Genomic DNA, 12134 nt, shown 5'->3' on the forward strand with positions numbered 1-12134 from the left:
TTTTTTTACTGCTGCCCTCCGACCTTCGCCAGACTAAACCAGATCCCGATCGCCAGAATCATCAGCATGGCTCCCGCACTGCCCAGGGCCACGCTGTGCGAGGTGATGAACGCGGTTTTTGCCGCCGTCATCACCGGCTCGGCCAGTGACGGCGTCAGCTCCTGCGCGACCTTCATCGCTTCACCGATGGACGACGAGGCTTTATCGGTCAGCGACGCGCTCAGCCCCTGCGGCAGTACAATTGACGCCGAAAAGCTGCGGGTTAACAACAGACCGAAAATGGCGATCCCGAGACCAGCGCCCAGCTCGTAGGACATGGTTTCGATCGCGCCTGCCGCGGCCGCTTTCTCTTTCGGCGCGGCAGCCATGATCGCTGACGTCGATGCCAGCAGTGCGCTGGCGGCACTGAAGCCCAGCAGCACCATCAGGCTCCACGCCTGCCACTGTTGGGTGCTGAAATCGAGCGTCGACAGGCCGATAAAACTGATCGCGCTTAGCCCCATGCCTCCGGCCGCGACAATGCGCAGCCCCAGACGCCCGACCAGCACACCCGCGATCGGCCCGCTAAATCCGCTCGCCACCATCACCGGCAGCATAAATATCCCTGCTTCAAACGGCGTAAAACCATGCACGAACTGCAACTCCTGCGCCATCAGCAGTTCAAAGCCCACCAGCGCAATCATGGCGGTCATCGCCATGACCACGCCGCTTAAAATAATGCGATGGCAAAACAGACGCATGTCGATCATTGGCACGCGCGCGCGCAGCTGGATACGGACGAAAATAAACAGCATCACCGCCCCGGTAAGCAGCGTAGAGGCCACCATCCACGGCGACAGCACCCCTTTCAGGGCGGTTTTGGCGCTGTAGACCAGCAGTAAAATGGCGACAATCAGCATAATGGCATGGCTAATATTGAGCGGCTGCTCGGGCCGACCCTGCTGAGCAGGCACAAAGCGCGCAGCAAGCGAAACCACGATCAGCACGATCGGCACGTTAATCAGGAAGACCGAACCCCAGTAAAAGTGCTCCAGCAGCATGCCGCCAATCAGCGGGCCAAATGCCGCGCCGCCCGACCCAACGGCAGCCCAGACGCCAAGGGCGATGTTACGGTGCCGCACGTCAATAAACAGCGTGCGGATCCCTGCAAGCGTAGCCGGAATGATCATCGCCGCGCCAATCGCCAGCGACGCGCGGGCGGCAATCAGCCAGCCCGCGGACGGCGCAAAAGCCGCCGCTAACGATGACAGGCCAAACAGCACGCTGCCGATCATCAGCAGGCGCTTAAAACCTATGCGATCGCCCAGCGCGCCCATCGGCAGCACCATCCCCGCCATCACCAGCGAGTAAATATCAATAATCCACAGCAATTCGTTGCCGCTGGCACCAAGCGTCATGCTCAATGTTGGCGCCGCCACGTGCAGCACCGTCGCGTCAATCGCCACCGGGATATACACCAGCACGATAATCACTAACGCTAACCACTGACGAAACATAAATTTCCTTTTCAGTTAAAAACTGGACACATGTCCAGATTGCGATCCTACGTAAAGTTGAACACTTGTCCAGCTCTTTGTTACACTCGTTTCGTTGCCATTGAGAGTGAGAAATTATGCGTTATCTGAGCAAGGACGAGCGGCGGGAAGAGATCCTACAGGCCGCAATGCGCGTGGCGCTGACCGAAGGATTCGCTGCGATGACCGTGCGCCGAATCGCTACCGAAGCGGGCGTCGCCACCGGGCAGGTGCATCACCACTTTGCGTCGGCCGGCGAGCTTAAATCGCTGGCGTTTGTCAGGCTGATCCGCGATTTGCTGGATGCTGAAATCGTTGGCGAAAACGCAGGCTGGCGCGAGCGCCTGCATGCCATGCTCGGCAGCGATGACGGTGGGTTTGAGCCCTACATTCGACTGTGGCGGGAGGCGCAAATTCTCGCCAGCCGGGATAGCGATATCAAAGGCGCTTACGTTTTGACCATGGAGATGTGGCACCAGGAAACGGTCGCAATTATCCGCGCCGGGGCGGAGGCCAACGCCTTTACGCTTGCTGATCAGCCGGAAAATATCGCCTGGCGTTTAATTGGTCTGGTATGTGGCCTGGATGGCATATATGTCTTAAATATGCCTGAAATGGACGACGCGGCATTTAATAAGCATCTGGATAAACTTATCTCCCTCGAATTGTTTTAATACTCCCATCGGAGTATTGATTTCTGCAAATAGTTACAATTAGTAACACATAAAGCGAACCCTGATTCCCATTCCAAACTCAGGGATTCGCTTTTTTATCTATCCTTTCAGATGTATCCCATAACATCCTATAAATTTCATACGCCAATGACAGGTATCTTTCTGTTTTTCCTTCTTTTTTCTCTCCACTTCGGTAAGCAAGAGGGTGATATGTCACATCAAAGCGAGAAGAGTAATCAGCATCTGTTGAGTAACTGGAAACCGGAAAACGCGCAATTTTGGGAGAATAAAGGGAAACATATCGCACGAAGAAACCTGTGGATTTCCGTGGCATGTTTGCTTCTGGCGTTTTGCGTCTGGATGTTGTTTAGCGCTATTGCGGTAAATCTTAATAAGGTCGGATTTAATTTCAGCACCGATCAGCTTTTTATGCTAACGGCATTACCTTCTCTCTCCGGCGCGATATTGCGTGTCCCCTACTCTTTTATGGTGCCGATATTTGGCGGGCGTTACTGGACCGTGTTAAGCACCGTTATCCTGGTCGTACCCTGTGTCTGGCTTGGGATCGCCATCCAGAATACCGCCACGCCCTATTGGATCTTCATCATCATCGCGCTGCTGTGCGGTTTTGCCGGTGCCAACTTCGCTTCCAGCATGGGAAACATCAGCTTCTTCTTCCCGAAAGCCAGACAGGGCAGCGCACTGGGCATTAACGGCGGGCTGGGTAACCTGGGCGTGAGTGTGATGCAGCTGGTTGCGCCGCTGGTGATTTTCCTGCCGATGTTTACCTTCCTCGGCGTGCACGGCGTACCGCAGGAGGATGGCTCGACGATGTGGCTGGCGAACGCGGCGTGGATCTGGGCGCCGCTGCTGATTCTGGCCACCATTGCGGCGTTTTTTGGCATGAACGACATCGCCAGCTCGAAAGCGTCCATTGCCAGCCAGCTTCCGGTGCTTAAGCGCTTTCATCTCTGGCTGCTGAGCCTGCTTTATCTGGCAACCTTCGGCTCGTTTATCGGTTTCTCGGCAGGCTTTGCCATGCTGTCGAAAACCCAGTTTCCGGACGTTAATATCCTCCACCTCGCCTTCTTTGGCCCACTGATCGGCGCCCTGGCGCGTTCGGCTGGCGGAATGATTTCGGACAGACTGGGCGGCGTAAGGGTGACGCTGATCAACTTCGTCTTTATGGCCATCTTTAGCGCCCTGATTTTCCTGACGCTCCCCGGGTCTGGTTCAGGCAGCTTTATCGCCTTCTATCTGGTCTTTATGGGCCTGTTTCTGACCGCAGGCCTGGGTAGCGGCTCGACCTTCCAGATGATCGCGATTATCTTTCGCCAAATCACCCTCGACCGCGTGAAAAAACAGGGCGGGAGCGATGAACAGGCACAGCATGAAGCGGTGACCGAAACGGCTGCGGCGCTGGGCTTTATCTCTGCCATCGGTGCGGTGGGCGGGTTCTTTATTCCCAAAGCCTTTGGCACCTCCCTGGCGATGACCGGTTCCCCGGTGGGCGCCATGAAAGTCTTCCTCGTGTTTTACATCGTCTGCGTGCTCGTCACCTGGCTGGTGTACGGCCGCAAATCCTCACAAAAATAATAACTACCTCTTCGCCGGAGCGTGATGCCTCACCCTCCGGCCATGTTATCGAAGCAGGAGAAATGTCATGAGCAAACTGTTGGACCGCTTCCGTTACTTCAAAACAAAAGGCGACAGTTTCGCCGATGGGCACGGCCAGGTGTACCACACCAACCGCGACTGGGAGGACAGCTACCGTCAGCGCTGGCAGTTCGACAAGATTGTGCGATCCACCCACGGCGTTAACTGCACCGGCTCCTGTAGCTGGAAGATTTATGTCAAAAATGGCCTGGTGACATGGGAAACCCAGCAGACCGACTACCCGCGTACCCGCCCCGACCTGCCTAACCACGAACCGCGCGGCTGCCCGCGTGGCGCAAGCTACTCCTGGTATCTCTACAGCGCCAACCGTCTCAAGTACCCGCTGGTACGCCGCAGGCTGATCGAGCTCTGGCGCGAGGCGCTGGCGCAGCATACCGATCCGGTGCTGGCCTGGGATGCCATTCAGAACGATCCGCAAAAAGCGCAAAGCTACAGAAAGGCGAGGGGTAAAGGCGGGTTTATCCGCTCAAACTGGAAAGAGCTTAACCAGCTGATTGCTGCCGCCAACGTCTGGACCATCAAAAACTACGGCCCGGATCGGGTAGCCGGTTTTTCCCCCATCCCGGCCATGTCGATGGTCTCTTATGCCGCCGGTACGCGCTATCTCTCCCTGCTCGGCGGCACCTGCCTGAGCTTCTATGACTGGTACTGCGATCTGCCTCCGGCATCGCCGATGACCTGGGGCGAGCAGACCGACGTGCCGGAATCGGCGGACTGGTACAACTCCAGCTATATCATTGCCTGGGGCTCGAACGTGCCGCAGACGCGTACCCCGGACGCCCACTTCTTTACCGAAGTGCGTTACAAAGGCACCAAGACCGTCGCCATTACGCCGGACTTCTCGGAGGTGGCGAAGCTCAGCGACCAGTGGCTGGCCCCCAAACAGGGTACCGACAGCGCCCTCGCCATGGCGATGGGGCATGTGATCCTCAAAGAGTTCCACCTTGATAACCCGAGCGATTACTTCCTCAACTATTGCCGCCGCTACACCGACATGCCGATGCTGGTCCTGCTGGATGAACAGGCTGATGGTCGCGTGGTGCCGGGCCGCATGCTGCGCGCGTCGGATCTGGCCGACGGGCTGGGTGAAACCAATAATCCGGAGTGGAAAACCATCGCCTTTGACGTCGCCGGAAATCTGGTGGCGCCGAACGGCTCTATCGGTTTCCGCTGGGGCGAAAAAGGCAAATGGAACCTGGAGTCGCTGGCCGCGGGACAGGAGACCGAGCTGACGCTTTCCCTGCTCATCACCCACGACAGTGTGGCAGACGTGGCCTTCCCTTACTTCGGGGGCAACGAGAACCCGCATTTCCGCAGCGTGAAGCAGGAGCCGGTGCTGACGCGCCGCGTACCGAGTAAAACCCTGACGCTGGCCGACGGCAGCCCGAGACGCGTGGTCAGCGTGTACGATCTGGTGCTCGCAAACTACGGCCTCGATCGCGGTCTGGAAGACAGTAACGCGGCGGCAAACTACGCCGAGATCAAAGCCTACACCCCGGCCTGGGGCGAACAAATTACCGGCGTACCCGCTTACCTGATAGAAAAAATCGCCCGTGAATTTGCCGACACGGCGCACAAAACCCATGGTCGTTCGATGATCATCCTCGGGGCCGGTGTGAACCACTGGTACCACATGGACATGAACTACCGCGGGATGATCAACATGCTGGTCTTCTGCGGCTGCGTCGGGCAAAGCGGCGGCGGCTGGTCGCACTATGTCGGCCAGGAGAAACTGCGCCCGCAAACCGGCTGGCTGCCGCTGGCCTTCGCACTGGACTGGAACCGTCCGCCGCGCCAGATGAACAGCACCTCTTACTTCTACAACCACGCCAGCCAGTGGCGCTATGAGAAGCTCACCGCACAGGAGCTGCTTTCTCCTCTTGCAGACGCGTCGAAATTCACCGGTCACCTGATTGATTTCAACGTCCGCGCCGAGCGCATGGGCTGGCTCCCTTCCGCGCCGCAGCTCAACCTCAACCCGCTGCACGTTAAGGCCCGCGCCGACGCCGCCGGGATGTCGCCGCAGGATTACACCGTGCAGGCGTTAAAATCGGGCGATATTCGCTTTGCCTGCGAACAGCCGGACAACGGCAAGAACCACCCGCGCAACCTGTTTGTCTGGCGTTCTAACCTGCTTGGCTCGTCCGGAAAAGGCCATGAGTACATGCTCAAATACCTGCTTGGCACCGAGAGCGGGATCCAGGGCGAGGATTTAGGCTCAACGGATGATGTCAAACCTGAAGAGGTGGAATGGCAAACCGCCGCCATTGAGGGCAAGCTGGATCTGCTGGTGACGCTCGATTTCCGTATGTCCAGCACCTGCCTGTTCTCCGATATCGTCCTGCCGACCGCCACATGGTATGAAAAAGACGATATGAATACCTCGGACATGCATCCGTTTATTCACCCGCTCTCTGCCGCCGTTGACCCGGCGTGGGAGTCCCGCAGCGACTGGGAGATCTACAAAGGCATCGCCAAAGTCTTCTCTGAAGTGTGCGTCGGGCATCTCGGCACCGAAACTGACGTGGTGCTACAGCCGCTACAGCATGACTCCCCGGGGGAACTGTCGCAGCCTTTTGATATTCTGGACTGGCGCAAAGGCGAGTGCGATCTCATCCCCGGTAAAACCGCGCCAAACATTGCGGTCGTCGAGCGCAACTATCCGGAAACCTACGAGCGCTTCACTTCTCTCGGTCCGCTACTGGACAAGCTCGGCAACGGCGGAAAAGGCATATCGTGGAACACGCAAAACGAAGTCGATTTCCTCGGCAAGCTCAATTACGTCAAGCTCGACGGACCGGCCAAAGGCCGACCACGCATTGAAACCGCCATTGATGCTTCAGAGGTGATCCTCGCTCTTGCGCCGGAAACCAACGGTCAGGTCGCGGTCAAAGCCTGGGAAGCCCTCGGCGAACTGACCGGGCGCGATCACACCCATCTGGCGCTGAACAAAGAAGACGAGAAAATCCGCTTCCGCGATATTCAGGCGCAGCCGCGCAAAATTATCTCCAGCCCAACGTGGTCCGGCCTTGAGAGCGAGCACGTGTCGTATAACGCAGGCTATACCAACGTTCACGAGCTGATCCCGTGGCGCACGATTTCCGGCCGCCAGCAGCTGTATCAGGATCACGCCTGGATGCGCGCCTTCGGTGAAAGTCTGGTGGCCTATCGTCCACCGATTGATACCCGCAGCGTCACCCATATGCGCGAGATCCCGCCGAACGGCTTCCCGGAAAAAGCGCTTAACTTCCTGACGCCGCACCAGAAATGGGGCATTCACTCCACCTACAGCGAAAACCTGCTGATGCAGACCCTGTCACGCGGGGGGCCAATCGTCTGGATCAGCGAAACCGACGCGCGCGAGCTGGGGATTGAGGACAACGACTGGATCGAAGCCTTCAACGCCAACGGCGCCCTCACCGCCCGCGCGGTGGTCAGCCAGCGCGTGCCGCCGGGCATGACCATGATGTACCACGCTCAGGAGCGCATTCTGAACATTCCGGGGTCAGAAGTGACCGGACGGCGCGGCGGGATCCACAACTCGGTCACCCGCGTCTGTCCGAAACCGACCCATATGATTGGCGGCTACGCGCAGCTGGCGTACAGCTTTAACTATTACGGCACCGTCGGCTCGAATCGCGACGAGTTCATTATGATCCGCAAAATGAAAAACATTAACTGGCTGGACGGCGAAGGTCGGGATCAGGTTCAGGAGGCGAAAAAATGAAAATACGCTCACAGGTTGGCATGGTACTGAATCTCGATAAATGCATTGGCTGCCACACCTGCTCGGTCACCTGTAAGAACGTCTGGACCGGGCGCGAAGGGATGGAGTATGCGTGGTTTAATAACGTCGAAACCAAACCGGGTATCGGCTATCCGAAAAACTGGGAAGATCAGGATGAGTGGCAAGGCGGATGGATCCGCAGTATTCACGGCAAGCTGACCCCGCGCCTCGGCGGAAAAATGGGCGTCCTGTCGAAAATTTTCGCCAACCCCGTGTTGCCGCAGATTGACGATTACTATGAACCTTTCACCTTCGATTACCAGGATCTGCACCGCGCCCCGGAGGGGGATCACCTCCCTACCGCCCGCCCCCGCTCGCTGATTGACGGTAAGCGGATGGATAAGATCGTCTGGGGACCAAACTGGGAGGAGCTGCTGGGCGGCGAGTTCGAAAAACGCGCCCGCGATCGAAACTTTCAGAAGATCCAGAAAGAGATGTACGGTCAGTTCGAAAATACCTTCATGATGTACCTGCCGCGCCTGTGCGAGCATTGCCTCAACCCGAGTTGCGTTGCCACCTGCCCGAGCGGTGCGATTTACAAACGCGAAGAGGACGGCATTGTGCTTATCGACCAGGACAAATGCCGCGGCTGGCGTCTGTGTATCAGCGGCTGTCCGTACAAGAAAATCTACTTCAACTGGAAAAGCGGCAAGTCAGAGAAGTGCATCTTCTGCTATCCGCGCATCGAGTCCGGCCAGCCGACCGTCTGCTCAGAAACCTGCGTTGGACGCATCCGCTACCTTGGCGTGCTGTTGTATGACGCGGACCGTATTGAAGAGGCGGCCAGCACCGAGCATGAAACCGATCTGTATGAGCGCCAGTGCGACGTGTTCCTTAACCCGAACGATCCGGCGGTGATTGAAGAAGCCCTGAAGCAGGGCATCCCGCAGAACGTCATCGACGCAGCGCAGCGTTCCCCGGTTTACAAAATGGCGATGGACTGGAAGCTCGCCCTGCCGCTGCATCCGGAATACCGCACCCTGCCGATGGTCTGGTATGTGCCGCCGCTGTCACCGATTCAGTCCTACGCGGACGCGGGTGGCCTGCCGCAGAGCGACGGTGTACTGCCTGCGGTCGAAAGCCTGCGCATCCCGGTGCAATACCTGGCAAATATGCTCAGCGCGGGCGATACCGGCCCGGTGCTGCGCGCTCTGAAGCGCATGATGGCGATGCGCCACTACAAACGCTCCCAGACCGTGGAAGGCGTGACCGATACCCGCGCCATTGAGGAAGTGGGCCTGACCGAAGCGCAGGTTGAGGAGATGTACCGCTATCTGGCCATCGCTAACTACGAAGACCGCTTCGTGATACCGACCAGCCACCGCGAAATGGCGCGCGACGCCTTCCCGGAGAAAAACGGCTGCGGCTTCACCTTCGGTGACGGCTGTCACGGCTCCGACACCAGGTTCAACCTCTTCAACAGCAGCCGCATCGACGCGATCAACATTACCGAGGTGCGCGATCACGGGGAGGGAGAATAATGCAGATCCTTAAAATCATCGCGCTACTGATTGAGTATCCCGATGAGCTGCTTTGGGATAACCGTGAAGAAGCGCTTTCCCTGGTGGAACAGGATGCGCCCATGCTACTGCCGTTTGCGCAGCAGCACCTGAGCGCCCCGCTGCTGGATAAGCAGGCCGAATGGTGTGAAGTTTTCGAGCGGGGGCGCGCGACTTCACTACTGCTGTTCGAGCACGTTCACGCCGAGTCCCGCGATCGCGGTCAGGCGATGGTCGACCTGATGAGCCAGTATGAGAAAGCCGGGCTGGAGCTGGATTGCCGCGAGCTGCCGGACTATCTGCCGCTCTATCTGGAATATCTCAGTATCGTCAGCGACGACGAGGCGCGTGAAGGGCTGCAAAACGTCGCGCCTATACTGGCGCTGATTGGAGGCCGCCTGAAACAGCGCGAGGTAGCGCATTACCAGCTGTTTGACGCCCTGCTGTCGCTGGCGGAAACACGGCTTTCCAGCGACAGCGTGGCGAAACAGGTATCCGGTGAAAAACGTGATGATACCCGTCAGGCGCTGGACGCCGTGTGGGAAGAGGAACAGGTCAAGTTTATCGAAGACAACGCCACATCGTGCGACAGTTCGCCGATGCAGCAATATCAACGACGCTTTAGCCAGGACGTCGCGCCGCAGTACGTGGACGTCAGCGCCGGAGGCCCAAAATGACTCATTACCTGAACGTGTTTTTCTATGACATTTATCCGTACATCTGCGCCACCGTCTTCTTCCTCGGCAGTTGGTTGCGCTACGACTATGGGCAGTACACCTGGCGGGCGTCATCAAGCCAGATGCTCAGCAAGCGCGGGATGAACTGGGCTTCGAACCTGTTTCATATTGGGATTCTGGGGATCTTCTTCGGGCACCTGTTCGGCATGTTAACCCCGCACTGGATGTACGCCTGGTTTTTACCCGTCGCGGTTAAACAGCAGTTAGCCATGATTGCGGGAGGTATTTGCGGGGTGCTGACGCTGATCGGTGGGTCGATGCTTTTGATCCGACGCCTGTTCAACCAGCGGGTGCGCGCCACGTCCACCACGCCGGATATTATCATCATGAGTATCCTGCTGCTTCAGTGCATCCTTGGGCTGTCGACCATTCCTTTCTCCGCTCAGTACCCTGACGGAAGCGAGATGATGAAGCTGGTCGGCTGGGCGCAGGGGATCGTCACGTTTAAGGGCGGCTCGTCGGAAATGCTGAGCGGCGTCGCGCCGATCTTCCGCGTGCATCTGGTGCTGGGGATGACGATCTTCCTCATCTTCCCGTTCACCCGCCTGGTGCACGTGTGGAGCGCGCCGTTTGAGTACTTCACGCGTCGGTATCAGGTGGTAAGATCGCGCCGTTGATTTGTCGGGTGGCGGCTACGCCTTACCCGACCTATGTTCACACGCCCGTAGGCCCGGTAAGGCGTAGTCGCCACCGGGCTATTTCCCCGCCTGCGGATGCGTATCAAACCCTGCCATTACTGCCGTCAGCTCTGCCAGCGTAAAGCCGTGCTTCGGGTCATCAACGCCCAGGCCAAACCGCTCCTGCATCAGCTTATATAGCGCCTCCGCATCCGGCAAATGGATCTGCTCCTCCACATGACCGTTCTGCCAGTGGGTAAAATTAAAGTTGGTCAGCGTCAGCTTGCCCCCGTCCGGCAGGTGGCGACACATCAGCAGGTGATGACGAAAATGGGACTGAGGCCAGTGCGCCGACCAGAAGTTACCCATCACGTAATCGTTGAAGTACTGCGTCCCCAGGTCAAATTGGTACATCGACTGCCAGTGCTCGTGATGGCGGAATTGCAGTACCCAGTCGTTACCCTCGCTCAGCAAACGATAACTCCCGTGCGGGGTTTTCTGCTCCTCGTTGGCGATCAAACGAATCGGCGCCGTCAGCGTTTGTCCGCCAAATCCTACATCAGCGATCCAGCGCTCGCCGTTCAGCTCAACCAGCAGCAACCGGTGCGTGCGCGGCGGCATCTGCGACGGATTCGCCAGTACAACCCGCCCCAGCACGCTGCGTACCGTAAACCCAACTTCGCGCAACACTCGCTCAAACAGGCCATTTTGCTCGAAGCAATATCCCCCCCGACGCGCGGTGACCAGTTTATCCACCAGACACCCGTCGTCCAGATGGATTTCCCGCGGCAAAACGACGTCAATATTTTCAAAAGGGATCGCGCAGTTATGGTGTAAATGGAGCCCCCGCAGGGTATCGATATTAACCTGTACGGGCTGCTGCCAGCCCATGCGGGCAAAATAAGCACTCAGAAATGGGGACATGATTTGCTCCATGATGTGATATCCCCTGTTTATAAACTATTTTCCCTTATGCATATGCGCAAAAGTGCTTTTTCGGCATACTCATCGTGTACATGAGGAGATCCTATGAGCCACTTTCGTCCTGTTGAATTACGTCATGCCAGCCGTCTTCTGAATCACGGTCCTACCGTGCTCATCACCAGCCGGGATGAGACCATCGATCGTCGCAACGTCATGGCCGCCGCATGGTCTATGCCGGTGGAATTTGAACCCCCGCGTATCGCGATTGTGGTAGACAAAAGCGCGTGGTCACGGGAGTTGATCGAACGCAGCGGGAAATTCGGCATTGTGATCCCCGGCGTGGCGGCAGCCAACTGGACCTGGGCGGTCGGCAGCGTCAGCGGGCGCGACGAGGATAAATTTAACTGCTACGGGATCCCGGTTATTCATGGCCCTGAGCTTGGTCTGCCGGTTATAGAAGAGAAATGTCTGGCGTGGATGGAGTGTCGGCTATTACCTGTCACTTCTGCGGCCGAGAAATATGACACCCTGTTTGGCGAAGTGGTTTCCGCCGCGGCAGATGAACGCGCATTTGTCGCCGGACGCTGGCAGTTTGACGGGGATAAGCTGAATACGCTGCATCATCTGGGGGCCGGGACGTTTGTGACGAGTGGGAAGATGGTGAAGGCGCTGGATTAACGCATCTCAAAAAAGAAAAGCCCTCTT

The 12134-nt window shown here is 57.7% G+C and carries 9 protein-coding genes; 7 read left to right on the top strand and 2 right to left on the bottom strand.

The features are described 5' to 3' along the window. Nucleotides 1-5 precede the first annotated feature (5 nt). Nucleotides 6-1496 (bottom strand): MFS transporter, encoded by a 1491-nt coding sequence (locus tag ACQG11_RS21320; RefSeq protein ID WP_023306260.1) that lies wholly within the window; start codon nucleotides 1494-1496, stop codon nucleotides 6-8. Between the two features lie 116 nt (nucleotides 1497-1612). Between ACQG11_RS21320 and ACQG11_RS21325 the strand changes: the two genes are divergently transcribed. The 6 genes from ACQG11_RS21325 to narI all read left to right on the top strand — a co-directional run bounded on the left by ACQG11_RS21325 (nucleotide 1613) and on the right by narI (nucleotide 10505). After that, nucleotides 1613-2188, top strand: coding sequence for a TetR family transcriptional regulator (locus ACQG11_RS21325; RefSeq protein WP_015570471.1), 576 nt, complete (start codon nucleotides 1613-1615; stop codon nucleotides 2186-2188). 210 nt (nucleotides 2189-2398) lie between these two features. Further along, complete coding sequence (locus ACQG11_RS21330; RefSeq protein ID WP_058646716.1) at nucleotides 2399-3784, top strand: NarK family nitrate/nitrite MFS transporter; 1386 nt, start codon at nucleotides 2399-2401, stop codon at nucleotides 3782-3784. 67 nt (nucleotides 3785-3851) lie between these two features. Beyond that, nucleotides 3852-7592: a nitrate reductase subunit alpha gene (locus ACQG11_RS21335; RefSeq protein ID WP_045622524.1), complete on the top strand. Its 3741-nt coding sequence runs from the start codon at nucleotides 3852-3854 to the stop codon at nucleotides 7590-7592. Then, complete coding sequence (narH, locus tag ACQG11_RS21340; protein ID WP_023306263.1) at nucleotides 7589-9133, top strand: nitrate reductase subunit beta; 1545 nt, start codon at nucleotides 7589-7591, stop codon at nucleotides 9131-9133. The genes ACQG11_RS21335 and narH overlap by 4 nt, the downstream gene beginning before the upstream one ends. Further along, nucleotides 9133-9828, top strand: a complete 696-nt coding sequence (gene narW / locus ACQG11_RS21345) for a nitrate reductase molybdenum cofactor assembly chaperone (RefSeq protein WP_022648213.1) — start codon at nucleotides 9133-9135, stop codon at nucleotides 9826-9828. Before narH ends, narW begins: the two co-directional genes overlap by 1 nt. Beyond that, nucleotides 9825-10505 carry a respiratory nitrate reductase subunit gamma gene (gene narI / locus ACQG11_RS21350; protein ID WP_022648214.1) on the top strand — a complete coding sequence of 227 codons (681 nt, stop codon included), beginning with the start codon at nucleotides 9825-9827 and terminating at the stop codon, nucleotides 10503-10505. Before narW ends, narI begins: the two co-directional genes overlap by 4 nt. Before the next feature lie 78 nt (nucleotides 10506-10583). Here the strand turns inward: narI and nhoA are convergent, their stop codons facing one another. After that, nucleotides 10584-11429, bottom strand: a complete 846-nt coding sequence (nhoA, locus tag ACQG11_RS21355; protein ID WP_045308158.1) for an N-hydroxyarylamine O-acetyltransferase — start codon at nucleotides 11427-11429, stop codon at nucleotides 10584-10586. Nucleotides 11430-11534: 105 nt separating this feature from the next. Between nhoA and ACQG11_RS21360 the strand changes: the two genes are divergently transcribed. Then, nucleotides 11535-12107 (top strand): flavin reductase family protein, encoded by a 573-nt coding sequence (locus tag ACQG11_RS21360; protein ID WP_023300182.1) that lies wholly within the window; start codon nucleotides 11535-11537, stop codon nucleotides 12105-12107. Nucleotides 12108-12134: the final 27 nt, after the last annotated feature.

This window comes from Enterobacter cloacae complex sp. 372C4 (genome assembly GCF_050030615.1).
GTDB lineage: Bacteria > Pseudomonadota > Gammaproteobacteria > Enterobacterales > Enterobacteriaceae > Enterobacter > Enterobacter intestinihominis.

Coding starts and splice junctions, on each gene's coding strand:
- narH (WP_023306263.1), top strand. CDS start 7,589: ATGAAAATACGCTCACAGGTTGGCATGGTACTGAATCTCGATAAATGC.
- ACQG11_RS21330 (WP_058646716.1), top strand. CDS start 2,399: ATGTCACATCAAAGCGAGAAGAGTAATCAGCATCTGTTGAGTAACTGG.
- narW (WP_022648213.1), top strand. CDS start 9,133: ATGCAGATCCTTAAAATCATCGCGCTACTGATTGAGTATCCCGATGAG.
- nhoA (WP_045308158.1), bottom strand. CDS start 11,429: ATGTCCCCATTTCTGAGTGCTTATTTTGCCCGCATGGGCTGGCAGCAG.
- narI (WP_022648214.1), top strand. CDS start 9,825: ATGACTCATTACCTGAACGTGTTTTTCTATGACATTTATCCGTACATC.
- ACQG11_RS21325 (WP_015570471.1), top strand. CDS start 1,613: ATGCGTTATCTGAGCAAGGACGAGCGGCGGGAAGAGATCCTACAGGCC.
- ACQG11_RS21360 (WP_023300182.1), top strand. CDS start 11,535: ATGAGCCACTTTCGTCCTGTTGAATTACGTCATGCCAGCCGTCTTCTG.
- ACQG11_RS21320 (WP_023306260.1), bottom strand. CDS start 1,496: ATGTTTCGTCAGTGGTTAGCGTTAGTGATTATCGTGCTGGTGTATATC.
- ACQG11_RS21335 (WP_045622524.1), top strand. CDS start 3,852: ATGAGCAAACTGTTGGACCGCTTCCGTTACTTCAAAACAAAAGGCGAC.